Source organism: Nocardia miyunensis NBRC 108239 (assembly GCF_001613065.1).
GTDB lineage: Bacteria > Actinomycetota > Actinomycetes > Mycobacteriales > Mycobacteriaceae > Nocardia > Nocardia miyunensis.
In genome coordinates, this window is record NZ_BDBQ01000136.1 from 1 (window position 1) to 25,100 (window position 25,100).

The 25,100-nt window shown below is 68.9% G+C and carries 15 protein-coding genes; 4 read left to right on the plus strand and 11 right to left on the minus strand.

What is annotated here, in order from left to right; genetic code table 11:
- Positions 1-38: 38 nt before the first annotated feature.
- Positions 39-7,667, plus strand: coding sequence for a non-ribosomal peptide synthetase (locus tag NM2_RS44365; RefSeq protein ID WP_218026117.1), 7,629 nt, complete (start codon positions 39-41; stop codon positions 7,665-7,667).
- Between the two features lie 345 nt (positions 7,668-8,012).
- Here the strand turns inward: NM2_RS44365 and NM2_RS44370 are convergent, their stop codons facing one another.
- A complete protein-coding gene (locus NM2_RS44370) occupies positions 8,013-8,921 on the minus strand; it encodes an oxygenase MpaB family protein (RefSeq protein ID WP_067683132.1) in 909 nt (302 codons plus the stop codon).
- Between the two features lie 894 nt (positions 8,922-9,815).
- Between NM2_RS44370 and NM2_RS44375 the strand changes: the two genes are divergently transcribed.
- Positions 9,816-10,772, plus strand: a complete 957-nt coding sequence (locus NM2_RS44375; RefSeq protein WP_439956994.1) for an alpha/beta hydrolase — start codon at positions 9,816-9,818, stop codon at positions 10,770-10,772.
- A gap of 86 nt (positions 10,773-10,858) precedes the next feature.
- Here NM2_RS44375 and glnA read toward each other — a convergent pair whose 3' ends face one another.
- From glnA to NM2_RS44390, 3 genes are all read right to left on the minus strand, one after another.
- Positions 10,859-12,295, minus strand: a complete 1,437-nt coding sequence (gene glnA, locus NM2_RS44380; RefSeq protein ID WP_067683136.1) for a type I glutamate--ammonia ligase — start codon at positions 12,293-12,295, stop codon at positions 10,859-10,861.
- A 297-nt stretch (positions 12,296-12,592) separates the two neighbouring features.
- Positions 12,593-14,074: an MFS transporter gene (locus NM2_RS44385; protein ID WP_218026118.1), complete on the minus strand. Its 1,482-nt coding sequence runs from the start codon at positions 14,072-14,074 to the stop codon at positions 12,593-12,595.
- A 92-nt stretch (positions 14,075-14,166) separates the two neighbouring features.
- Positions 14,167-15,402 (minus strand): M20 metallopeptidase family protein, encoded by a 1,236-nt coding sequence (locus NM2_RS44390; RefSeq protein ID WP_067683138.1) that lies wholly within the window; start codon positions 15,400-15,402, stop codon positions 14,167-14,169.
- A 95-nt stretch (positions 15,403-15,497) separates the two neighbouring features.
- Between NM2_RS44390 and NM2_RS44395 the strand changes: the two genes are divergently transcribed.
- Both NM2_RS44395 and NM2_RS44400 read left to right on the plus strand, forming a co-directional pair.
- A complete protein-coding gene (locus NM2_RS44395) occupies positions 15,498-16,538 on the plus strand; it encodes an Lrp/AsnC family transcriptional regulator (protein ID WP_067683140.1) in 1,041 nt (346 codons plus the stop codon).
- Between the two features lie 51 nt (positions 16,539-16,589).
- Positions 16,590-17,192, plus strand: a complete 603-nt coding sequence (locus NM2_RS44400; RefSeq protein ID WP_067683142.1) for an RDD family protein — start codon at positions 16,590-16,592, stop codon at positions 17,190-17,192.
- A 244-nt stretch (positions 17,193-17,436) separates the two neighbouring features.
- On the opposite strand, the gene NM2_RS44405 is transcribed toward NM2_RS44400, so the two are convergent.
- The 7 genes from NM2_RS44405 to sucB all read right to left on the minus strand — a co-directional run.
- Positions 17,437-18,186 carry a DUF4191 domain-containing protein gene (locus NM2_RS44405; protein ID WP_067683144.1) on the minus strand — a complete coding sequence of 250 codons (750 nt, stop codon included), beginning with the start codon at positions 18,184-18,186 and terminating at the stop codon, positions 17,437-17,439.
- Between the two features lie 51 nt (positions 18,187-18,237).
- Entirely contained in the window at positions 18,238-20,451 is a 2,214-nt protein-coding gene (locus tag NM2_RS44410; protein WP_067683146.1) for an elongation factor G-like protein EF-G2, read from the minus strand.
- 137 nt (positions 20,452-20,588) lie between these two features.
- The gene (gene lipA / locus NM2_RS44415; protein ID WP_067683148.1) at positions 20,589-21,689 is read right to left on the minus strand and encodes a lipoyl synthase; all 1,101 of its coding nucleotides are present in this window, start codon (positions 21,687-21,689) and stop codon (positions 20,589-20,591) included.
- A gap of 24 nt (positions 21,690-21,713) precedes the next feature.
- Positions 21,714-22,544: a lipoyl(octanoyl) transferase LipB gene (gene lipB, locus NM2_RS44420; protein ID WP_084532264.1), complete on the minus strand. Its 831-nt coding sequence runs from the start codon at positions 22,542-22,544 to the stop codon at positions 21,714-21,716.
- A complete protein-coding gene (locus tag NM2_RS44425; RefSeq protein ID WP_245718544.1) occupies positions 22,541-23,107 on the minus strand; it encodes a GNAT family N-acetyltransferase in 567 nt (188 codons plus the stop codon). The genes lipB and NM2_RS44425 overlap by 4 nt, the downstream gene beginning before the upstream one ends.
- A gap of 276 nt (positions 23,108-23,383) precedes the next feature.
- Positions 23,384-24,277 (minus strand): TIGR01777 family oxidoreductase, encoded by an 894-nt coding sequence (locus tag NM2_RS44430; RefSeq protein ID WP_067683150.1) that lies wholly within the window; start codon positions 24,275-24,277, stop codon positions 23,384-23,386.
- A gap of 22 nt (positions 24,278-24,299) precedes the next feature.
- Positions 24,300-25,100: 2-oxoglutarate dehydrogenase, E2 component, dihydrolipoamide succinyltransferase (gene sucB, locus NM2_RS44435; RefSeq protein ID WP_067683154.1), on the minus strand; the 801-nt coding region annotated here is incomplete at its 5' end.

Sequence of the window (25,100 nt, forward strand, 5' to 3'; positions counted from 1 at the left end):
ACCGCCCGCCGCTGACCCGCGCCGAGCGGCCGGCGATCGTGCCGCTGTCGCTGGCGCAGCAGCGGATGTGGCTGCTCAACCAGATCGATCCCGATTCACCGGTCTACAACCTGCCGTTCGCGATTCGCCTCAGCGGCGACCTGGACGTCGAGGCGATGCGCAACGCCGTACTCGACGTGCTGGAGCGGCACGAATCGCTGCGGACCCGGTTCCCGCTGGCCGGGCCGGGCGGCGAGCCGCATCAGGAGATCCTCTCGGTCGGCGAGACACTGCCGGACGGTGTGCTGGTCGAGACCGCCACGGCCGAGGACATCGGCCGGGTGACCGAGGTGATGGCCACCGGATTCGACGTCACCGCGCATCCGCCGGTGCGGGCCCGGTTGTTCGCCGATCCGGCCACGGGTGATCACCTGCTCGTCGTTGTCGTGCACCATATCTCGGCCGACGGGGCGTCGCTGGCCCCGCTGGCGCGGGACCTGGTCACGGCCTACCTCGCGCGGCTCGAGGGCGGCGCGCCGGGCTGGTCCCCGCTGGCGGTGCAGTACGCGGACTTCACGCTCTGGCAGCGTGCGGTCATCGGCACCGACGACGACGAGAACTCCACCGCCGCACAGCAATTGGCATATTGGCGGCGGCAGCTCGCGGGGATCGCGGAAGCGCCGCGGCTGCCCCTGGACCACCCGCGCCCGCCACGGCCGTCCGGGCGGGGCGCGCTGGCGACCGTCACGGTGCCCGCCGAGGCGCACGCCGGGCTCACCGACCTTGCGCGAGAACATCATTCGTCGCTGTTCATGGTGGTGCACGCGGCGCTCGCGGCACTGCTGGCCCGGCTGTCCGGCGGATCGGACATCGCGATCGGCACGCCGATCGCGGGCCGTGGCGCGGCAGCCCTGGACGACCTGGTCGGCATGTTCGTCAACACGCTGACCCTGCGCCTGGACGTCGACCGTTCCGGCCCGTTCACGGCGTTGGTCGAACGTGCCCGCGAGACCGATCTGTCGGCGTTCGCCCACGCGGATATTCCGTTCGAGCGGGTGGCCGAGGCGGTGCGGCCGACCTCGACCGGCGGCGATCCGCTGTTCCAGGTGGTGCTGGCGTTCCAGAACCTGGAACAGCCGACGCTGGAGTTGCCGGGCCTGACCATCGCGGCGATGGACACCGGTGAGGTCACCGCCAAATTCGATCTGCTGATCACGGTCGAACCGCACTACGCCCCGGACGGCACGCCGGATGTGCTCGTCGCCGGATTCACCTATGCTACAGACGTTTTCGGCGAGGCGACGGTCACCGGTATCGCGCGGCGGTTCGAGCGGTTCGTCACGGCCGTCGCCGCCGACCCGGCGATCATCGTCGGCGATGTCGACCTGCTGGACGTCGGTGAACGCGAGCGCGGACCGGTCGTGCCGCCCGCGCCCGCCGCCCCGCCGTCGGAGGAGCCGGTGCGCGTGCCGACGCTGCCGGACCTGCTGTCCACGGCCGTGGACAGCAACCCGGACGGTGTCGCGGTCGTCTTCGCCGACGCCACCGGGCAGCTGTCCGAACTCGAGTACCTCGACCTGGACGAGCGTTCGACGCAACTGGCCCGGGTGCTGATCGATCGCGGTGTCGGACCGGAGGACCTGGTCGCGATCGGTATTCCGCGGTCGCCGGAATCGGTGCTCGCGGTGTGGGCGATCGCCAAGTCCGGCGCGGGATTCGTGCCGGTCGATCCGAACTATCCCGCCGATCGGGTCGCGCACATGCTGGCCGATTCGCACGCGGTGCTGGGATTGACCGTCGAGGCGGTGCGCGCGGATCTGCCCGCGCAGGTGGAGTGGCTGGTCCTGGACGACGCGGAGACCGAGCGGCTGATCGATGCCGGTTCGGCCGATCCGGTGACCGATGCGGACCGGCGTCGGCCGCTGCGCGCGGCGCACCCGGCGTACGTCATCTACACCTCGGGCTCGACCGGCCTGCCCAAGGGCGTAGTCGTCACGCACGCCGGTCTGGCGAGCTTCTGCGACGAGCAGCGCGAGCGTTACCGGGTGACGAGTAGTTCGCGCACACTGCATTTCGCCTCGCCGTCGTTCGACGCCTCGATACTGGAACTGCTGCTGGCGCTCGGCGGCGGCGCGACCATGGTGGTCGCCGCGCCGACCGTCTACGGCGGCGCGGAACTGGCCGCGCTGCTGGCGCGCGAACGGGTGACCCACGCCTTCATCACCCCGTCCGCGCTGGCCTCGGTCGATCCCAAGGGCCTGGACAAGCTGCGCGTGGTGGTCGCCGGCGGCGAGGCGTGCCCGCCGGATCTGGTGCAGCGCTGGGCGATTCCGATCGGCGGACGGCGCACCCGTGAGTTCTACAACGGGTACGGGCCCACCGAGACCACCATCATGACCAACATCAGCGCCCCGCTGGTGCCGGGCGAGACGGTCACCCTCGGCGGGCCGATTCGCGCGATCACCGAATACGTGCTGGACGAACGGTTGTCGCCGGTGCCGGATCGCGCCGTCGGCGAGCTCTACATCACCGGCGCGCAGCAGGCCCGCGGCTATCACGAACGTCCCGCGCTGACCGCGGCCCGCTTCGTGGCGAATCCGTTCGATCCGAACGGTTCCCGGCTGTACCGGACCGGCGACCTGGTCCGGCGCACCTTCGACGGCGAGCTGGAATACCTGGGCCGCAACGACTTCCAGGTGAAGATCCGCGGATTCCGGATCGAACTCGGTGAGATCGACGCGGTGCTGGCCGGGCAGGACGGTATCGACTTCGCCGTCACCGTCGGACATGAACTGCCCACCGGCGCAACCATTCTCGTCTCGTACGTGCACGCGGCAGACGGTGCGGTGGCCGACGCGGACGAACTGGTCGCGGTCGCCGAGCGGCGGTTGCCCGCCCATATGGTGCCCACCACCGTCATGGTGCTCGACCGGATCCCGCTCACCCCGGTCGGCAAGCTCGACCGGGCCGCGCTGCCCGCGCCGCAGCTGCACACCCGCGAGTTCCGTGCCCCGTCCGGACGGCTGGAGCAGGTGGTCGCGGAGGCGTTCACCGAATTGCTCGCTCCCGCAACGCCGGTCGGCGCGGACGACGATTTCTTCGAACTCGGCGGCAACTCGCTGATCGCGACGCGGCTCATGGCGCGCGTGGGTGCGGCTCTGGACGCCCGGGTGCCGGTTCGGCTGCTGTTCGAGGCGTCGACGGTGGCAGCGCTCGCGGCACGCCTGCACGATCAGACCGTCGCCGACGACCGCCCGGCGCTGGTGGCCGGGCCGCGGCCGGAACGGATTCCGCTGTCCCCGGCCCAGCGCGGCATGTGGTTGCTCAACCGCTTCGACACCGCGTCGGTGGCCTACAACGTGCCGATGGCGGTGCGGCTGCGCGGCAGCCTCGACGTGGACGCGCTGCGGGCGGCGATCGCGGACCTGGTGACCCGGCACGAGATTCTGCGCACGGTGTATCCGCTCGCGGCGCAGGCGGGGACCTCCGGCGGGGATCCCGCGACGCCGGACGACGGCCCGGTGCAGGTGATTCTTCCCGCGGCGCAGGCGGTTCCGCCACTGCATGTGCAGCCGGTGGACCCGTCCGGGATCGCGGAGGCGGTCGCCGAGCTCGCCCGGACCGAATTCGACCTCACCGAGCGGGTGCCGCTGGTGGTCGCGCTGTTCGATCTCGGCGCGGCCGAACCGGACGAGCACGAGTACGTCCTGGCCGTCGTGGTGAATCACATTGCGGCCGACGGCTCTTCGATCGGCCCGCTGGCCCGGGATCTGATGCTGGCGTACGCCGCGCGCAGTGCCGGGCAGGCCCCGCAGTGGGAGCCGCTGCCGGTGCAGTACGCGGATTACAGCATCTGGCAGCGCGCCGTGCTCGGTGCCGAGGACGATCCCGAATCGCTTGCCGCCGGGCAGATCTCGTACTGGCGGACCGCGCTGGCCGGACTGCCGGATCAGCTCGACCTGCCCTCGGATCGGCCGCGCCCGCTGCTGCGCTCCTACACCGGTGGCCGCGTCGAGGTCCGGATCGATGCGCAAACGCATCGTGCGCTGGCGGAATTGTCGCGGGCGCACGGCGCGACGCTGTTCATGACCGTGCACACCGCCCTGGCGGTGCTGCTCGCGCGGTTGTCGGGCACCGACGACATCGCGATCGGTGCGCCGGTCGCCGGTCGCGGTGACGCGGCGTTGGACGACCTGATCGGCATGTTCATCAACACGCTGGTCTTCCGCACCCGCTACGACGCCGGTGCGACGTTCAGCGAACTGCTCACCCGGCAGCGGGACGAGGACATCCGGGCCTTCGCCAACGCGGATGTGCCGTTCGAGCGGCTGGTCGGCGTGCTGGATCCGGTGCGTTCACCGGCCCGGCATCCGCTCTACCAGGTGGCGCTGTCGTTCCAGAACCTCGCGCCGGTGGCCCTGGAGATGCCGGGGCTGGGCGTGGCGGGCCTGGACATCGGCGTGGAGGTGTCGCAGTTCGATCTGCACTGGATGATCGGCGATTCCTACGACGCCGAGGGCGCGCCGCAGGGGATCGGCGGCATCGTCACCTACGCCTCGGACATGTTCGAGCCCGGCACCGTGCAGGGTTTCGTGGATCGTTTCGTCCGGCTGCTGGGGACCCTGGCCCGCGATCCCGAAGCGGTGCTGGGCGATATCGACGTGATCGATGCGGCCGAGCGCGCGGCGCTGCTGCGCGACGCGGCCGATACCGCGCATCCGGTGCCCGACGAGCTGTTGCTCAGCGGATATCGCCGCGCGGTCGCGGCGACGCCCGATGCGGTGGCCGTGGTGCACGACGAGACGGTGTGGACCTTTCGGGAGTTCGACGAGCGCGTCAACCGGCTCGCCCGATATCTGATCGGATTGGGTGTCGGTCCGGAATCCGTTGTCGCGCTGGCTATTGCGCGTTCACCCGAACTGATGGTCGCGATGTACGCGGTGCTGACCGCCGGTGGGGCCTATCTGCCGCTGGATCTCGAACATCCGGCCGGGCGGATCGCGTACGTGCTGGAGACCGCCGAGCCCGCGCTGGTGCTGACCACCGGGGGCGCGGACGTGCCGGGCGCCGACGCGGTCGATCTCGACACGCTCGAGCTGTCGCAATATTCCGCCGAACCGGTCGGCGCGGGCGAACTGCGCGCCCCGCTGCGCGCGGCCGATCCGGCGTACGTGCTGTTCACCTCCGGGTCGACGGGCCGTCCGAAGGGCGTGCTGGTGCCGCACGGCGCGATCACCAATCAGATCGCCTGGATGGCCGAGCACTACTCGATCGCACCGCGGGACGTCTACCTGCAGAAGACGGCGACGACGTTCGACGTATCGCTGTGGGGCTACTTCGTGCCGCTGTGGGCGGGCGCGCGGGTGGTGCTGGCCGCACCTGACGGACAGCGCGACCCGCGCTATCTCGCCGAGCTGATCGACGCGCATCAGGTCACGGTCACCGATTTCGTGCCCTCGGTGCTGCAGGTGTTCCTGGCCGCCGCGCAGCCCGCGCAGGTGACCTCGCTGCGCGCGGTGTTCGCCATCGGCGAGGCGCTGCCGCCCGGCACCGTCGCCGAATTCGCCGCCCTGTCCTCGGCCGGGCTGCACAACCTCTACGGCCCGACCGAGGCCGCGGTCTCGGTGACGTACCGGCCCGCGTCCACGAGTGACCGGACGACGGTGCCGATCGGTGTGGCGCAATGGAATACGCGCACCTACGTGCTCGATTCCCGGCTGCGGCTCACCCCGGCCGGTGTGGTCGGCGAATTGTATTTGGCGGGAACCCAATTGGCGCGGGGCTACATGCGCCGGCCGGATCTGACCAGCGACCGGTTCGTCGCCGACCCGTACGGCCCGCCCGGATCGCGGATGTACCGGACCGGTGATCTGGTGCGGCGTCGGCCGGATGGAGTGCTGGAATACCTGGGCCGCAGTGACTTCCAGGCGAAGATCCGGGGTCACCGGATCGAGCTGGGCGAGATCGAGACCGCGCTGCTGGCCGAATCCTCGGTCGCCCAGGCCGTTGTGGTGCTCGCGCCCTCGGAGATCGGCGATCAACTCGTCGCCTATGTGGTTCCGGCGGTCGCGGACCTGTCGGTCGAGGCCCTGCGCGCGTCGCTGACCCAGGTGCTGCCCTCGTACATGGTGCCCTCGGCGGTCATGGTGCTCGATGCCATGCCGATGAACGCCAGCGGTAAGGCGGACCGTAAAGCCCTGCCGCGACCGGTGTTGCGGACCCGCGAATTCGTCGCACCGGCCACCGATACCGAGCGATCCGTCGCGGAGGTCTTCGCCGAGGTCCTACAGGTCGAACAGGTCGGCGCGGAGGACGATTTCTTCGCCCTCGGCGGCAGTTCGCTGCTGGCCTTCACGTTGCAGCGGGCGCTGAACAGTCGGCTCGGTATCGATGTGCCGATGGCCGCGCTGTTCACCGCGCCCACCGTGCGCGCCCTCGCGGCCCGGATCGATGATCCGGGTGAGTCGGCGGTCGCGGTGACCGATCCGCGGCCCTCGATGGCCGCCGACGCGGTGCTGGAATCGGAGATCGACGCCGCCGGTGTGCTTCCGGCGCGCACCGATGCACCCGAGGACGTACTGCTCACCGGCGCAACCGGATTCGTGGGCGTGCATCTGCTGCGCGAACTGCTGGACAGTACGTCCGCGCGGGTATGGTGCCTGGTGCGCGGTGACGATGACGGCCAGGCGGACAAGCGAATTCGTGATTCGCTGGAGCACTATCGGCTCTGGGACGATGCGTACCGGTCTCGGATCGTCGCTGTGGCAGGCGATCTGGCCGCACCGAGGTTCGGGCTGGACCAGGCGGGCTACACCCGGCTGGCCGAGCGGATCGACGTGATCTTCCACAACGGCGCGCGGGTCAACCACATCGAGCCCTATGCGCGGTTGCGGGCGGCCAATGTGTCCGGCACCCGGGAGGTGCTGCGGCTGGCAACGAACGGCCGGATCAAGCCGGTGCACTACATCTCCACGGCCAATACGGTGATTCCCGTCGCTCTCGCACCGGATTTCGCGGGGCTGGAGGATACCGAGCTGAGCGTCGCGGAAGTGTCCGACAACGGGTACGTGGCCAGCAAATGGGTTGCCGAGCAACTGGTTCGGCAGGCCGGTGAGCGTGGCGTGCCCGTGCGCGTCTACCGGCCCGGCCTGGTCTCCGGCGATCCGCGCAGCGGTGTGAACAGTGCCGACGACTCGTTCTGGAATATGATCCGGGCCGCGGCCATCCTCGGTCTGGCTCCCGACACCGGCGATGCGGCGATGCCGCTGGTTCCGGTGAACTACGTCGTCGCGGCGATCGTCGCGCTGGCGGCCGAACCGGCCGACGGTACGGCCTACCACCTGGTGAACCGGCATGCGGTGCGGATCGGCGAGATCTTCCAGGCCATGAGCCGCAACGGAATTCCGATCGAGATCGCCCCGGTCGAGCAGATCGCCGCCCGGCTCGCCGAGGAGGCGGCCGCGCGGGATGCCGCGGGTGACGACTCGCTGGTACGCGCGGCTCTGGTCAGCGGCAACTACGGCGGTTCCCCGATCACCGTCGACGACACCCGCGCTCGCGAGGCCCTCGCGCGGTACGGGATCGTTTGCCCGCCGGTCGATTCCGCGGTCCTGGACGCGTATGTCGCGGCCTTCGTCGAGTCGGGATTCTTTCCCGCGCCGACCGGGGAGCGGGTGCAGAACGACTGACCGATCGTCCGGGTGTCGCTGTCACACGTGATTACGTGTAGCAGCGACACCCGGTGCGGGTCGATTGCTTGTCGGCCGGTTTCGCGATTTCGGCTGCGGCGGTCTTCGTCGGTCCGCGCCGAGGGGGGAGCGGGTGCAGGACGACTCGATCGTCCGGGTGTTGCTGGTGCACAGGTGATTACGTGCAGCAGCAGTGCCCGTACAGGATCGGTTGCAGGTCGGTTGTCGTCGAGCCGGGCCCTTCCGGGGCTGCCGGGAGCGGATGCGATAGTCCGGGTGTCATTGGCGCGCACATGATTACGTGTCGCGGTGACGCCCGGCGGGTCGGCGCTGTTCAGAGGGCGGTTACATGGGGCGCAGGTCGATCATCTTGCGCAGGCGCGCGCGGTCGCGTTCGAGGCGGCGTGCCTCGTAGGCGATGGGGAAGTAGCGCAGGCGTTCGGGGAGTAGCGGGACGGTGCGGCCGACGAGCCAGCCCAGTGTGCGCAGGGCTGCCTCGTCGGTGGACGACCAGCTCAGGCCCAGTTTCTCGCGGGCGACCTCGGGTGTGGTGCCGACCGTGAAGAAGTACTGCAGGCGGCTCACCGGCGCCGTGGCGACCCGCCATATCGGCGCGAGCGGGCGGGGTAGGAACGAGGGCGGGGCGATCCGGCGGCTCACCTTCAGGAAGTCGTAGGCGACGGGGGTCGCGGTCAGGTGGTTCTCCAGCTTGTCGTGGAAGTAGTCCAGCCACTCGCGGTAGCTCGGCGGAATCTCCTTGGGCGCCACCGAGAAGTTGCGCATCAACTGCACGACCTCCTGGTAGTACTCCTCCTTGTCGGCCTCGCTCAGCGGTGTGCGGGTGAAGGGTTTCGCGCCCTCGGTGTAGGCGTAGACCGCGGTGTGCAGCACCCAGGCCCACGGTCCGGACGACAGCGCGGTATGCCGGACACCTTGCGCGTCAACGGTATTGAGCGTGGTGTGCATCTTGCGCAGTCGATCCGCCTCGGCCAGCGCCTCGTCCCCGGCGTAGATCCACATCATCACCGAGGCGATACTGCGGAAGGCGCGCCCCATCGGATCGGTGCGGAAGGTCGAATGCTCGTCCACCACCGCCGCGATCGTCGGCTCCATCGTCTGCAACAGGAAAGCCGACCCCGAAGTGAACGGAAAGATGATCAAGCCGACCTCGTCCCACATCCGGCTCTCGGATGTGAACGGCCGACGGGCCGGAAGTTCGCGGTCGGCGGGCTCGGTACGGGTGGACGCGGTCACCGGATCTCCTTTGATCGCACAGGCAGCGCAGCTGACCCCCTCGGCAATGAGAAGGTTATTGCAAAAGTCTCTCATCATGTCGTCGGGTCCGCAAGGATGCCGACGTGGATCGCCGCCTCGGCGAGCTGGCGATCGCGCTGTTCCGAGCGGGTAGTCATTCGGCGGCGAGACATCCGCTGCTGGTGCTCGATAGCGAACGCTCGCAGTCGGATCAGATTTGGTCCGGTAGAAATCCGATCGGAACCCGCATTGCACGGAATATTGACACCTGATCGCGCTGATTCGGTGTAAGAATGAAGTTATCGTCAGGGACCGGGGAAGGGAGAGTGGTGAGAATCGGAATCTCGATGCGGTCCGACCGGTCCCGCCGCCGTCTCATCGCGGGAGTCCGGCGATGATCCGTCCGCGCCTGCGCCACATCGGCCGTCGCTCGGTGCTGCCGACGCTGCGCGCCTACGCCCGTCGCAGCCTGAGGCGTCATACCCTCACCCGCGAAGAGCGTCGTAACCTGTATGCCGCCAGCGCCCACCCCGCGGTCTACAGCGCCTCACTGGGCTGCCACCCCCACTTGTGACCCGCCGCCTCGGCCGGCATTTCGGTCGGATGTCGAAAAAGAGTGCGCCCCAGAAGAATTCGTTCGATTCGGATGCGTCGATGTCCGGTGTGAATCGACTGCTCCAGCGGGCTTCCCATCAGTGAAAAGTGCCGGGCGCGTATCGAACCGTTCGCCGTCTCGGAGGCGGTCCCGACTCGCCGTCCGAAGTTTGCCGTGTTGGTGTGGTTTCTCGCTATTGTCTTCGAGGTGCTATGAGGGCTTCCCTCAAATCCCGGTTGCTCTCATAGCAACTCGGGTTTCTTCGCGGGCTCGCCGGGAACAGGTATGAGGTGGTGGGTGTGGTGACTTTGTGGAAGGCCGGAGCCGCTGCGGTGGCTGCCGTTCTGGTGTCGTCGTTCGGTGCGGTGACGGTCGATGCCGCGCACGCTCGCACGATGGAATCGCGCGCTCCTGCGGGACGTTTCCAGGAGTTGAGCGTGCCGTCCAGCATGGGACCGATCAAGGTTCAAGTGCAGTGGGCCGCGCGCGGCGGGAGCGCGGCGCTGTACCTGCTCGACGGGCTGCGAGCGCCCGCCGATCACAGCGAGTGGGTGAGCGACACCGACGCCCTGCGCCAATTCGTGGGCGACAACGTCACATTGGTGTTCCCGGTCGGCGGTCATTCGAGTTTCTACACGGACTGGTACCGGCCCAGCAGCACCAACCATCAGACGTTCACCTACAAGTGGGAGACCTTCCTGACCCGGGAGTTGCCCGCGTACCTCGCCGGATTCGGAGTGTCGCGCACCAACGACGCCATCGTCGGCGCCTCGATGGGTGGCGACGCCGCGATGATCCTGGCCGCGCACCATCGCAATCAGTTCAGGTTCGCCGGATCCTTCTCCGGCTTCCTGAATCCCACGTATCCACTCTGGAACGAGGGCATGCGCGCGGCCATGTGGGACGAGGGCAATTTCAATGTGGACGATATGTGGGGTCCGCCGGGTGATCCGGCGTGGAAGCGCAACGACGCCGTCATCCAGGCCCCCGCGCTGCGTGGACTGCCGATGTATGTCTCTTCGGGCAACGGTGTGCCCGGCCCGATCGACTCCTCGCGCGCGATAGGCGACACGACGAACGGGATGGGGCTGGAGGTGATGGCGGAGGTCGGGACCGAGATATTCCGTGACCGCTTGCACGCCCTGGGCATCCCTGCCCGAATCGACATCGGCAACGGCACCCACACCTGGCTGTACTGGCAACGGGCGCTCGCGGTCGCGCGGCCGATGATCCTCGCCGCCCTCGGCGTGCGCTGACCGCGACATCGTCGCCTGATCGAAAAGGCCTGGGCCCCAGCCGAATCCGGCTGGGGCCCAGGTGTCGAGCGGATGCTGTGGACGACTTACACGTCGTAGTACAGCTCGAACTCGTAGGGGTGCGGGCGCAGGTTGATCGGGGCGATCTCCTGGGTGCGCTTGATGTCGATCCAGGTTTCGACGAGGTCCTCGGTGAAGACGTTGCCCTCGGTGAGGTACTCGTGGTCCTCTTCGAGCCGGTCGATGACCGACGCCAGGCTGGTGGGGGCCTGGGCGATGTTCTTGGCCTCCTCCGGGGGGAGCTCGTAGAGGTCCTTGTCGACCGGGGCGGCGGGCTCGAGCTTGCGCTTGATGCCGTCCAGGCCGGCCATCATCATGGCGGCGAAGGCCAGGTACGGGTTACCCGAGGAGTCCGGCGCGCGGAACTCGAGGCGCTTGGCCTTCGGGTTGTTGCCGGTGACCGGGATGCGCACCGCGGCGGAGCGGTTGCGCTGCGAGTACACCAGGTTGATCGGGGCCTCGAAGCCCGGGACCAGGCGGTGGTAGGAGTTCACCGTCGGGTTGGTGAACGCCAGCAGCGACGGCGCGTGGTACAGGATGCCGCCGATGTAGTGGCGGGCCAGGTCGGACAGACCGGCGTAGCCGGCCTCGTCGTGGAACAGCGGCTTGCCGTCCTTCCACAGCGACTGGTGCACGTGCATGCCCGAGCCGTTGTCGCCGAACAGCGGCTTGGGCATGAAGGTGACGGTCTTGCCCTCCTGCCACGCCGTGTTCTTGACGATGTACTTGAACAGCTGCAGATCGTCGGCCGCCGACAGCAGGGTGTTGAACTTGTAGTTGATCTCGGCCTGACCGGCGGTGCCCACCTCGTGGTGGCCGCGCTCCAGCTCGAAACCGGCGTTCTGCAGATTGGTCGCGATCTTGTCGCGCAGGTCGACGTAGTGGTCGTACGGCGCGACGGGGAAGTAACCACCCTTGTTGCGGACCTTGTAGCCACGGTTCGGGGTGCCGTCCGGGTTGAACTCCGCACCAGTGTTCCAGGAGCCCGAGATCGAGTCGATCTCGTAGAAGGAGCCGTTCATGGCCGAGTCGTAGCGGATCGAGTCGAAGATGTAGAACTCCGCCTCGGCGCCGAAGTACGCGGTGTCCGCGATGCCGGTCGAGCGCAGGAACTCCTCCGCCTTGCGGGCGATGTTACGAGGGTCGCGGCTGTAGGACTCGCGGGTGAACGGGTCGTGCACGAAATGGTTGAGGTTCAGCGTCTTGGCGGCGCGGAACGGGTCGATGCGCGCGGTGCTGAAGTCGGGCAGGAGTAGCATGTCCGACTCGTCGATCGACTGGAAACCGCGCACCGAGGAGCCGTCGAAGGCCAGCCCCTCCTCGGCCAGATCGGCCGTGAACGCCTTCGCCGGGATCGAGAAGTGCTGCTGCACACCGGGGAGGTCGGTGAACCGAATATCGACGTATTCGACCTCCTGCTCCTTGATGTAACTGATGACCTCGTCGGCCGTGCTGAACGCCACTTGCTACTCCTTACGGATCGGTTCCCAGCCCGTACCGATTGCTGGGTATCGCTGCTTGACGGTATGGATGCGGTGTTTCCCGACAATCAAGGCTGTGTTTCGCCAGTGTTACACGTACAGCTGGGCGCGCTGTTCGCCTCTCCGGCGTACCGGAGTGAGACGGTTGGCGCCCGGCCGTGCTCGACCAGCAAGAACATCCTGCCACCGCGGGGTGGGGTGCGTGTGCACCGGTTGCGGCAAAATGTGGCGCACATCTCTGTGCTTCGTCGCCGGTTCACCTTCGGTGAACATCGAGGGTCACCCGATCGGGGCGTCGCGGGTCTCCGGCATACCCAGCACGACCGCGGCGCTCGCCAGCGACAGCACCAGGACGTAACTCGCGAACAGCGTCGCGTGATGCGAACCGGTGAGCCAGGTCTGCAGATACGGCGCGGTTCCGCCGAAGGCCGCCGTGGCGACCGCGGCGCCCAGCCCGCTGCCGGTGGCGCGGATCCCGGTCGGGAACAACTCGGCGTAGACCGCCGGGATGATCGCCGCGAACGGCGCGAGGAAGATCATCGCCATGATCAGCGCCAGGGCCAGCTGCCAGGGCCCGCGGCCGAGCAACGCGGTGAGTGGGAAGATCGCCGCGGCGCTGCCGAGGTTGGCCAGCAGCAGCACCGGCCGACGTCCGATGCGGTCGGCCAGGGATCCGTACAGCGGCAGCATGGCGATCATCGCGACCGAGGCCAGCACGCTGATCCAGAGCACCTGCGCGGCGGGGATCCGATGCGCGGCCACCTCCTGCGCCGGCGTGCCGATCAGCCAGAGATAGAAGGTGACGGTGCCGCCGAGAGTCAGGGCGAACGCCCGCGCGCAGGCGATCCGGTGCGTCCACAGTCCGCGCCACAGCGGCACCCGCGGTGCGGTGTTGCGGACGAAGCTCGCGCTCTCGGTCAGCCGCAGCCGCATCACCAGCGTGTACGCGCCGACGATGCCGCCCAGCACAAACGGCACCCGCCAGCCCCAGGCTGCCATCTGCGCCTTGCTCAGCACGCCGGAACCGATCGCGCCGAGCACCGTCGAGGCGATGATTCCGGTGGTGCCGGAGATGTAGATGAACGCGCCCCACCGCCCGCGCCGCCCCGGCGGCGAGGATTCGGCCAGATAGGTCTGCACCGCGGGCATCTCTCCGCCGTGTCCGAGCCCCTGCGCCAGCCGGGCCAGCACCAGCAGTCCCGGCGCGGCGAGGCCGATCGCGGCGTGCGTGGGGCATACCCCGATGAGCAGGCTGCCGCCCGAGGCCAGGGCGATCGAGCCGATCAGGGCGGCGCGTCGTCCTTTCCGGTCCGCGTACCACCCGAACACCAGACTGCCGATCGGCCGCATCACGAATCCGACCGCGAACACCGCCAGCGCCGACAACAACGCCGGCATTCCCGTCGCGGCGGGAAAGAACTGGTGCGCGAAGAACGGCGAGAATGTGCCGAAGATCGCCCAGTCGTACCACTCGAGCGCGTTGCCGGTCCCGGTCGACAGCAGCGTGCGCCAGGTGGGGGACGTGGTCGTGACGGGCTCGGGTCTGTCCGAGGGATCTATTTGCGGGGGAAGAGGATTCGCTCCGAGGCGATCAGCCGGTATGGCAAAGGGTGTGTCTGTGTCGGGAGGGTCTGTGAGGTTGGGTGGTGCCGGGGGTTCGGGCGGCGCGTCGGAGATGGGCGCGGCGTCACGCGGATTCGCCATGTCTGGTCCGGTGGGGTCGATGTGATCGGGCTGTGCGGCAGATGTGCTGGTGGACATGAAATTTCCTCGGGATGCGTTCGATGGGTTCTCCCGGCCCGTCGGCGGCTGTACCCGTAGCGGCCGGGAATCGTGCTGCGCGGAGCCTCTTCTCAGACCGTGTCCGAGAGAACTTGTGCGGCAATGACATTCGATGACGCCGCGATCTCCAGCCGACGGGAGGCCAGTTCCGCGAGGAAGGACGCTCCGTCGGACAGGATCGCGTCATCGAAAACCGCGTAGGGGGAATGGATGTCGGGAGCGGTGGCCGGATCGGCCTCCGGCGGGCAGGTTCCGAGCAGGACCATCGCGCCGGGCACCCGATCGAGGATGTTGGAGAAGTCCTCGCCCGCGCACAGTGGCTGGGCCAGTTCCTGATATCGGTGCGGCCCGTGCAGCTCGGCCGCGACATCGGCGACCAGGTCGGCCTCGGCGTCATCGTTGACCGTCGGGCTGACATAGGGCGTGATATGCGTTTCCGCGTCGACTCCGAAGGCATGCGCGATCGATCGGCACACTCCGGATACCCCCGCGCGCAACGCGTCCCGGATCTGCGGGGTGTGCCAGCGCAGTGTGCCCCGGAATTCGGTGCTGTCGGGAATGACGTTTCCGGCGCTGCCCGCGTGAATCGCCCCGATGGTCAGCACCGCGGTGTCCTGCGGGGCGACGGTCCGGGTGAGCAGGCCCGGCAGCGCGCCGATCATCGCCGCCGCTGCCGCGATCGTGTCGCGGGCCAGATGGGGCGCCGAACCGTGCCCGCCCTTGCCGCGCACCGTGACACGCAGCAGATCGCCCCCCGCCAGGACGGCCCCGCGGCGAGTGGTGAAGACCCCGTGCGGGAAGCGGGCCGACATCACGTGGATCGCGTAGGCGGCGATCGGCGGCGCGCCCGCCGCTTCGAGCACCCCCTCCTCGATCATCCGCGCGGCACCGTCCTGGCCCTCCTCGCCGGGCTGGAACATGAAAATCACGTCACCGGAAAGTCGTTCGCGCCGCCGCGAGAGCAGGTGCGCGGCGCCGACCAGCATCGCGGTGTGCAGATCGTGCCCACACGCGTGCATGGTCTCGGTGCGCGCGGCGTAGTCCACGCCGGTGAGTTCGGCCAGCGGCAGCGCGTCCATATCGCCTCGCAGCAGTACCGCCGGGCCCGGGCGGCCACCGCGCAGCACCGCGGTCACCGAGCCGATCTCGCGGCCGACGGCGACCTCGAGCGGCAGGCCCGCCAGCGCGTCGAGCACCCGCCGCCGGGTTCGGGGCAGGTCGAGCCCGAGTTCGGGATCGCGATGGATCTCACGACGCAAGCGGACCAGATCTTCCTGCAGCGCTTGGCTTTCTATCGATGTCGGCATCGCCGGGGCCTCCTGTCGTGCGGAATCGTGACAGGATGGCGAAGGGAGCAGAAGAGTCGGTAAATCTGCCGGATATTTCGAAAATTGGTGTCCCGATGCAGGATTCTGACATCACTCTCGATGAGCTGGATCTGGCGGTGATCAACTGCCTGGAGATCGCGCCGCGGGCTTCATGGCAGCGGATCGGCGCCGCTCTGGAGGTCGACCCGGCGACGATCGCTCGACGATGGCAGCGCCTGAGTCTGGGCCGCGCGGCGTGGGTGAGCGGTCGCGCGTCCGGCCTGCCCGACGCCTGTCAGGCCATCGTGCTGGTCGACTGCGCGACGGGGGCGGCGAACGACACCGCGCAGCGGCTGGCGCGCTGGCCGCACGTGCTGAGCGTCGAGCACATCAGCGGCAGTCACGATCTGTCGCTGCTGATCACGGTGCCCGGGTTGGGTGCGCTGTCGCGCCTGCTGCTGGAGTCGCTCTCGGCGGTGCCCGGCGTCGTCGCCACTCGGACGCTGCTGATCACACGGACCTTCCGGCTGGGTGACCACTGGCAGCTGAACGTGCTGGACGCCGCCCAACGGGCTCGGCTGGCGGCGGGCGTGCGACCCTGGCCCGAACGGGCGCCTCGCCCGCGACCCCTGGACGCCATCGATCGAACCCTGGTCCTGCGCCTGGGGCAGGACGGCCGGACCGCGCTGTCGGACCTCGCCCGGGAGACCGGCCTGAGCATCAGCACGGTCCGGCGCCGGATGGACGGGATGATCGCGGGTGGGCAGCTGCAGGTGCGATGCGACATGGCGCTGTCCTTGTCGGAGTGGCCGGTCGGAATGTGGGTGTGGGCGCGGGCGGACCCGAACGACCGGCGCACCATCGAGGCGCTGCTGGCGATCACCGGCGCGCGGGTGTGCATGCGGGTGTCCGGGGGTGAGCCGAATCTCGTCGTCGGCTTCTCGTTGCGCACGGTGCACGAGGTGCCGGTGGTGGAGTCACGGCTGTCCGTCGAGGCGCCGCGGCTGACGATCCTGGGCACGTCGATCGTGCTGCGGTTCATCAAGCGCATGGGCCGAGTGCTGGATGCGGCCGGGCGCAGCCGGACGGTGGTTCCAATGGAGATCTGGGCGGATCCGGGCGAGCCGCCGCGCTAGCCCGCCAGCACCCTCGACGGCGGCGTCGCGCGCCGGGGATACGATTCTTGCATGGCACGTATCACCGGTTCCTGGCTTTCGGGGCCCAACGCGGCGGACTCGGGGGATCCGCTGCCGGACGAATACCCGGGCAAGCTGTTGGGACTGCCGAAATCCGGTGTGGGTTCGCTGGCGCCGATGTCGCGGCGCATCGTGGCCATGTTCGTCGACTGGATCATCGCGACCGGTATCGCCGCGCTGATCGTGCGGCCCGATCCCGCGCGGATCATCGCGCGGGCGCACGTCGCGGCAGGTCAGCAGCCTCCGACCAATTTCGAGGCCGTGACCAGCGCGCTGTCCACGCCGACGTTCCTGGTCTGGTTCGTGCTCGGCATCGCCACGGTGACGTTGTTCGGCTTCACTCCCGGTCAGTACTTCCTGCGTATGCGGGTGGTGCGCGTCGACGTCATCGAGGCTCTGGTGGAGCAGGGCAAGGCCGGTTCCGATGCTCGCGGTCGGGCCACGCCGCCGGGGTTCGACGCGGCCGTCGGATTCGTGCGCGCACTGGTCCGTCAGGTGCTGCTCATCTTCGTGGTGCCCGCCCTGTTCGCCGATTCGGACGGTCGAGGAATGCACGACCGGGCCACCGGAACGGGTCTGGCCCGCTCCCGCTGAGCACATCCGGACAGACGCGGCGCACTGACGACTCAGCACACCGGTACGGACTCAGCGCGTCCGGCCCACGCGGTGCGTTCGGCCCACGCGGTGCGTTCGGCCCACGCGGCACACGACCCACTTCAGCGCGCTCGGCCCGCTCGGCGGACTCGGCCCACTCGGCGGACTCGGCCGCTCGGCGTACTCGGACAGACGAAGGCCCGCGTCCCGAACGGAACGCGGGCCTTCGGCGTGTCGGTCCGACTCAGCTGCGGCGGCGGACGGTGCGCTGCACGCCGCGCATCTTCGCGCCGCCGGGCAGCGGGCCCTTGGGCAGGGCCGGGCCGCCGCGGGTGGCCAGCGCCGACAGGCGTCCCTCGATGAGGTCCATGCGCTTGGCGTCGATGTTGCGGGGGAGCTTGGTGAGGTAACGCTGCAGGTTCTTGAGGGAGACCTGGCCCTCCTCGTTGCCGATGACGACGTCGTAGATCGGGGTGTCGCCGACCAGCCGGGCGGTCTTCTTCTTCTCCTGGGCCAGCAGCGACTTGATCCGATGCGGGGAGCCCTCGGCGACCAGGACGATGCCGGGCAGCCCGATCACCCGGTGCACCGCGTCGAGCTGGGCGGTCGCGGCGACGGCCTGGGTGGGCCGCCACTTGCCCTGCAGGTTGTCCAGCACCCACCAGGCCGCGCCGGGCTGATCGTCCATGCGGGCGTACGCGTTCTTCTGGGCGCGGCGGCCGAAGATGATGAACGCCACCAGACCACCCAGCACCAGGCCGATCGGCAGCAGATACCACTGCATGTGCACGAACAGGCCGATGACCACCATGATCACCGTGATGCCGACGAAGGCGCCGATCATCAGGGGCAGCAGCAGCTTGTCTTCCTTGCGCTGCATCTGGAATACCTGCCAGAGCTGCTTGCGCCGCTCCTTGGAGGCCTGCTTGCGCGCCGCCTTGTCCGCGGCCTTCGCTTCCTTCGACGGCTTGGCGCCGCCCTTGCCTGCTGCCATGGTTCTCAGAATAGTGTGCGGTGATCGGCGATGACGCACCGGTGAGCGAGCTCAGGCCGAGGCGTCCGCTCGGGTGCGGATCGAGTCGGCCAACTGGCCGGGCATCGCTTCGTGCCGGACATAGGCGCGGGTGAACTGCGCCGCGCCGTGGGCGAGGGAGCGCAGGTCTATCGCATACCGGTCGAGTTCGAGCTCGGGAACCTCGGCGCGGATCACCGTGCGCGAACCGGAGATCGGCTCGGTGCCCAGTACGCGGCCGCGCCGGCTGGACAGATCGGTCAGGACCGTGCCGACATGGTCGTCCGGGACCGTGACGTTCACCTCGGCGATCGGTTCGAGCAGATTCAGCCGGGCGGCGGTGGCGGCCTCGCGCAGGGCGAGCGCACCGGCGGTCTGGAAGGCCGCGTCGGAGGAATCGACCGAGTGCGCCTTACCGTCGTACAACGTCACCCGCACGTCCACCAGCGGATACCCGGCCGCCACCCCGCGGGCAGCCTGCGCCCGCACACCCTTCTCCACCGACGGAATGAACTGTCGCGGAACGACTCCGCCCACCACCTTGTCCACGAATTCGATCCCGGACCCCTCCGGCAGCGGATCCACCTCGATCTCGCAGATCGCGTACTGGCCGTGGCCGCCGGACTGTTTGACGTGCCGCCCCCGCCCGGACGCGCCAGAGGCGAACGTCTCCCGCAGCGCCACCTGGTGATCGACCAGATCGACCTGCACCCCGAACCGCGACCGCAGCCGCTCCAGCGCGACATCGCGATGCGCCTCGCCCAGACACCACAGCACCAGCTGATGGGTCTGGCCGTTCTGCTCCAGGTGGACCGCCGGATCCTCGGCGACGAGCCGGGCCAGGCCCTGGGAGAGTTTGTCCTCGTCGGCCTTGCTGTGCGCCCGCACCGCGACCGGCAGCAGCGGTTCGGGCATCGACCACGGCTCGATCAGCAGCGGAGAATCCTTCTGGGACAGCGTATCCCCGGTCTCGGCGTGCCCGAGTTTGGTGACGCAGGCGATATCACCGGCCACGGCCTCGCCGACCGGGCGCTGCTGCCTGCCGAACGGGGCCGAGATCGCGCCCACCCGATCGTCCGCGTCGTGATCGGGTTCGGGTTCGCCGTTCCCGCCCGGGGTGTGCCCCCAGACGTGCACCGTCTCGTCCGGGCGCAGCGTGCCCGCGAACACCCGAACCAGCGAGAGCCTGCCGACGTACGGATCGGACGTCGTGCGGATCACCTCGGCGGCCAGCGGCGCGGTCGGATCGCAGGTCAGCGGAGCGGGTGCGGCGCCCTTGCCCGGGCGGGACGCCGCCACCGAATGCTCTGCGGGCGTGGGGAATCCGCGCGTGATCAGGTCGAGCACCTCGACCATGCCCAGTCCCTCGCGCGCACCCTCGGGCGGCGGCGCGGCGAGCAGGATCGGATGGAAGGAGCCGCGCGCCACCGCACGTTCCAGATCGGGGACGAGGGTGTCCAGGTCGATCTCCTCGCCCTCGAGGTAGCGGTTCATCAGGGTCTCGTCCTCGCTCTCGGCGATGATGCCCTCGATGAGTTGCCCGCGTGCCTGCTCGATCAGCGCCGCCTGCTCCGGGGTGGCCTCGGTGCGGGTGTGCTCGCCCGCGGAATAGTCGAAGACCCGCTGGGTGAGCAGATCGATCAGACCGGTCACCGGGCGGTGTCCGTCCGCGCCCGCCTTTCCGTACACCGGAAGATGAAGGGGCAGAACGCTTTCGGTCGCGCCGCCGCCGAGTATCTCGCGGCAGGTGCGCGTCATGTCGTCGAAATCGGCGCGCGCGGCATCCAGATGGGTGATCACCAGGGCGCGCGGCATACCGACTGCGGCGCACTCCTCCCACAGCGCCAGCGTCTGCCCCCCGACGCCCTCCGCGCCCGCGGCGGCCGAGATGATGAAAAGGGCCGCATCCGCAGCGCGCAGACCGGCCCTCAGCTCGCCGACGAAATCGGCATAACCCGGTGTGTCCACCAGATTCACCTTGATCCCGTCCCAGGCGACGGGCACCACCGACAGCTGCACCGACCGGTGCTGGCGTTGCTCGATGTCGTCGTAGTCCGAGACACAGGTGCCGTCCTCCACCCGACCGGCCCGGGTGAGCGCCCCGGTGGCGACCGCGAGCGCCTCCACCAGCGTCGTCTTCCCCGAACCCGGATGCCCGACCAGCACCACATTGCGGATGTCCTCGGGCCGCCCGGCGGTGACCGCCTTACCGTTGCCCCCGACCGGTGTGCTCGCTCTCTCGACCATCTGTGCTCCCGGAGTCGACACGTGTGGTTAATCCGAGCTTCCCACCGGCGACCACCACATGTCACCCATTCGACAGATCAATCGAGTCGCCGCACCCGTTCTGATGCGCTGCGCGAGATCGGACCGCCGAACAGGGGTCAGGAGCCGAAGCGGGCCAGGACCGAGGTTGCTTCCTGGGCGGCGGAGCCTTCGGCGGCCAGGTGGGCCATCTCCGGGGCGATTTCGCGGCCGTGGTGTGCCATCGCCTGGGCGTAGAGGCGACCGGCGCGGTAGGAGGAGCGGACCAGGGGACCCGCCATCACACCGGCGAAACCGATCTCTTCGGCGACGCGGGAGTGCTCGACGAACTCCTCGGGCTTGACCCAGCGGTCCACCGGGTGGTGCCGCGGCGAGGGACGCAGGTACTGGGTGATGGTCAGGATGTCGCAACCGGCCTCGTGCAGATCGCGCATCGCCTGGGTGACCTCCTCGGGGGTTTCGCCCATGCCGAGGATCAGGTTGGACTTGGTCACCAGACCGGCCGCACGGGCCGCGGTCAGCACCGCCAGCGAACGCTCGTAGCGGAACGCCGGGCGGATCCGCTTGAAGATGCGCGGCACCGTCTCCAGATTGTGCGCCAGCACCTCGGGGCGGGTGGCGAACACCTCGGCCAGCTGATCGGGATCGGCGTTGAAATCCGGAATCAGCAGCTCCACACCGGTATTCGGGTTGAGCTGCTTGATCGCGCGCACCGTCTCCGCGTAGAGCCAGGCGCCGCCGTCGTCCAGATCGTCGCGGGCGACACCGGTCACCGTGGAATAGCGCAGGCCCATCGCCTGCACGCTCTCGGCCACCCGGCGCGGCTCGTCGCGATCCAGCGCGGCGGGCTTACCGGTATCGATCTGGCAGAAATCGCAACGGCGCGTGCACTGCTCACCTCCGATCAGGAAGGTGGCCTCGCGGTCCTCCCAGCACTCGAAGATGTTCGGGCAGCCCGCCTCCTCGCAGACCGTGTGCAGCCCTTCACGTTTCACCAGGCCCTTGAGCTCGGAGTATTCCGGGCCCATGGTGGCGCGGGTGCGGATCCACGCGGGTTTGCGTTCGATCGGGGTCTCGGCATTGCGTGCCTCGATACGAAGCAGCTTGCGGCCGTTGGCCAATGGCACACCCGGCGCGGGAGCCGGGGTCGCGGCGGGATCCGAGCCGGGCGGGGTGGTGCCGGTCGGAGCGGTCGATGTCGGGGTGTCGACGGAGGTCACCCGACCGATGCTACGCCCGCCCGATCAGGCGCCCGGCGCGGCTCCGGCCGGTGTGACATGCGCAATATCATGATCGGAAATCGGCAGCCGTCCGTCGAGGGCGCGCACGATCGAATCCGCCACCGCCGGGAGCACCTCGGCCACCGTGATCTCGCGGCCCAGTTCGCGGCTCAGCGTCGTCACTCCGGCATCGCGGATACCGCAGGGCACGATCACCTCGTAGGCGTCCAGGGACGAATCGCAGTTGAGCGAGATGCCGTGCAGGGCGACACCGCGTTCGACGCGCACGCCGATAGCCGCGACCTTGCGCGCGGGTTGCAGAGAGTTCGCCGGAACCCACACGCCGGAGCGTCCGCGGATCCGTCCGCAGGCCAGGCCCAGGTCGGTGCAGACGGCGATGAGGGCCTCCTCGAGGCGGCGAACGTAGTCGATCACGTCGACCGGTTCGGCCAGTCGCACGATCGGATAGCCGACCAGCTGGCCCGGCCCGTGCCAGGTGATCTTGCCGCCGCGATCGGTGAGCACCACGGGGCTGCCGTCGGTCGGCATGTCCCGCGGCTCGGTGCGGCGGCCCGCGGTGTAGACCGGCGGATGTTCCAGCAGCAACAGGTGGTCACGGCCCTGACCCGCGGCGCGCTCGGTCGCGATACCGCGCTGCATCTCCCGGGCGCGGTCGTAGTCGATCACGCCGAGATAGTCGATCTCGACCGGCGATCCGTCCATGCGGGCGGATTCGGTGCGCCGGCGTGCCGGCGGGATCACCGGCAGGGCGGAGGTTTCGGTCACGCCGTCACCGAGCGGATCCGGGGTGTTCACATGCTCGCCCCGTAAGGCTGCGCTGGCGGGATCGGTCATCGTCGGGACGTTACGCTATCGTGATCCGCGTTAGCGAGCTCCGTGGTGCCCAATGTGAGCTGCATCAATGTCAGGCCCATCCATTCGCCGAATTTGTGTCCTACTTCCGGTAGTACCCCGACCGTGCGGAATCCGAACTTCTCGTGCAGCTTGATCGAGGTCGTATTCGAGGATTCGATCGCGGCGATCACCGCGTGCACGGTCCCGGCGCGTTCGGCCCGCGCCAGCAGCTCGGTCAGCAGTGCGGTGGCGATTCCGCGGCGATGGAACCGGTCGGCCACATACACCGAATTCTCCACGGTGAAGCGATATCCGGACTTGGGCCGCCACTGCCCGTAGCTGGCATACCCGGCCACCGCGCCATCGATCTCGGCGACCAGCACCGGGAATCCGCCCGCCGTGCGCGCCTGCCACCAGGCCAGCCGCTCGGGCAGATCGACCGGTTCGGTGTCCCAGATCGCGGTGGTCTCCGCGATGGCGTCGTTGTGGATCGCCAGGATTTCCGGCAGGTCCGACTCACGCGCGTCGCGGATCAGCTGCTCGGACGGTCGGTTCGCACTCACCTGCTCACGGTAACCGGCGCGAACCGTGGGACGAAGTCACGTCGGGATGTGATATACGCCTAGCCGGGGCCCCTCACGGCGATACCGCCTCCTCCGTACATGCGGAATCGGCCCGGTAGACGGTCCGGAAGGCGTTTCGTCGTCGCGAATGTCGATCGGTGTGCCGCGTCGCCCGGATCGGTCGGCTGGCAAATATGCTGATCGCCACCGTGTTCGGATCATGTGTGGGAGTTGATGACGGACGGCAGAGTGCGCCCGGCCGGGGACCGATGACAGTCAGTCGCCGAAGACGAAGGCCAGGGCCTGGCCGATGGTGCGATGGCGGAAGGGATAGCCCGCTTCCTCCAGCGCGGTGGGAATGGCCCGGGGGCCGTGCAGGATCGCCTCCTCGGCGAATTCGCCGATCAGCAGGCGCAATGCCATCGAGGGCACCACCAGCGGGGCGGGGCGGTGCAGTGCTCGGGCCAGGGCTCGGCTGAATTCGGCGTTGGTGACCGGTGCTGGTCCGGCCATGTTGACCGGGCCGCGCAGCGTGTCGTGGGTGAGTGCGAAGCTGATCGCGCCGATCTCGTCGGCGAGGGAGATCCACGGCACGTACTGGCGGCCGTTGCCCAGACGTCCGCCCAGGCCGAGCGAATACAGCGGTTCGAGCAGTTTCAGCAGTCCGCCGTGCCGGGACAGCACCAGCGCGCTGCGAATGTGGACCACGCGCACGCCCGCGTCGTCGGCGGGCTTGGTCGCGGCCTCCCAGTCGCGGCACAGTGTGCCCAGGAAACCCGTTCCAGCAGGAGAGGTTTCGGTGACGATCCGGTCACCGGTCGTGCCGCCGTAGTAGTGCACGCCGCTGGCATTGATCAGCGTCGGCACCCCGGCGGCGGCGACCGCGGTGGCCAGGACGTCGGTCGGGGTGATCCGGCTGTCCCGCAACTCCTGTTTGTAGCTGCCGTTCCAGCGTCGGCGGCCGACCCCGGCGCCGCACAGGTTGATCGCCGCATCCGAGCCCCGCAGGGCGCGCTCGGGCACCTGAGCGCGAATCGGATCCCAGCTGAACTCGTCGCGGGCGGCGGCGGGACGCCGCACCAGCCGGACCACCTCGTGTCCGTCCCGGCGCAGCGCCGCCACCAGTGCCGTTCCGATCGAACCGGACGAACCGGCGATCACAACCCTCATGCGGTTCTACCGAATTTTCTTGTTACAGACCGAGATCCGCCTCGAACGCGGCCTCCTCCAGCCGATGCCGGATGGTGGTGAGGAAACGTCCGGCATCGGCGCCGTCGATGAGCCGGTGATCGTAGGTCAGCGGCAGGTAGCACATCGAGCGGATGCCGATGAACTCGTTGCCGTTGTCGGCGATCACGATGGGGCGCTTGACGATCGCGCCGGTGCCCAGCATCGCCGACTGCGGCGGAACCAGGATCGGGGTGTCGAACAGGGCGCCCTGGCTGCCGATGTTGGTGATGGTGAAGGTGCCGCCGGCCAGCTCGTCCGGCTTGAGTCCGCCGGTGCGGGCACGGTTGGCGATATCGGCGATCGCGCGGGCCAGACCGGCCAGCGACAGATCGCTGGCGTTGTGGATGACCGGGGACAGCAGACCCTGTTCGGTGTCCACCGCGATGCCCAGGTGCACCGAGGAGTGGTAGGTGATCTCCTTGGTGTCCTCGTTGTAGGAGGCGTTGACGTTGGGGTGCACGCCCAGCGCCTCGACGGCCGCCTTCGCGAAGAACGGCAGGAAGGTCAGGTTCACGCCCTCGCGATCGGCGAAGGCGTTCTTGGCCTTGGCTCGCAGTGCCGCGATCTTGGTGACGTCGGCCTCGTGGGTCTGGGTCAGCTGTGCGGTGGTCTGCAGCGATTCGCGGGTCTTGGTCGCGGTGATCTGCCGGATGCGGCTGGCCTTCTGCGTGGTGCCGCGCAACGCCTGTAGCTGCGGGCGGACACCGGCCGGTGCGGCCGGGGCAGCAGCGGGGGCGGCGGCCGCCGGTGCGGCCGGAGCGGT

Bases quoted from the DNA above. Each gene is read 5' to 3' on its own strand.
- NM2_RS44395 (WP_067683140.1), top strand. From the start codon at position 15,498: ATGCAGGATTCTGACATCACTCTCGATGAGCTGGATCTGGCGGTGATC.
- NM2_RS44430 (WP_067683150.1), bottom strand. From the start codon at position 24,277: ATGAGGGTTGTGATCGCCGGTTCGTCCGGTTCGATCGGAACGGCACTG.
- NM2_RS44405 (WP_067683144.1), bottom strand. From the start codon at position 18,186: ATGGCAGCAGGCAAGGGCGGCGCCAAGCCGTCGAAGGAAGCGAAGGCC.
- NM2_RS44385 (WP_218026118.1), bottom strand. From the start codon at position 14,074: ATGTCCACCAGCACATCTGCCGCACAGCCCGATCACATCGACCCCACC.
- NM2_RS44400 (WP_067683142.1), top strand. From the start codon at position 16,590: ATGGCACGTATCACCGGTTCCTGGCTTTCGGGGCCCAACGCGGCGGAC.
- lipB (WP_084532264.1), bottom strand. From the start codon at position 22,544: ATGACCGATCCCGCCAGCGCAGCCTTACGGGGCGAGCATGTGAACACC.
- NM2_RS44390 (WP_067683138.1), bottom strand. From the start codon at position 15,402: ATGCCGACATCGATAGAAAGCCAAGCGCTGCAGGAAGATCTGGTCCGC.
- NM2_RS44410 (WP_067683146.1), bottom strand. From the start codon at position 20,451: ATGGTCGAGAGAGCGAGCACACCGGTCGGGGGCAACGGTAAGGCGGTC.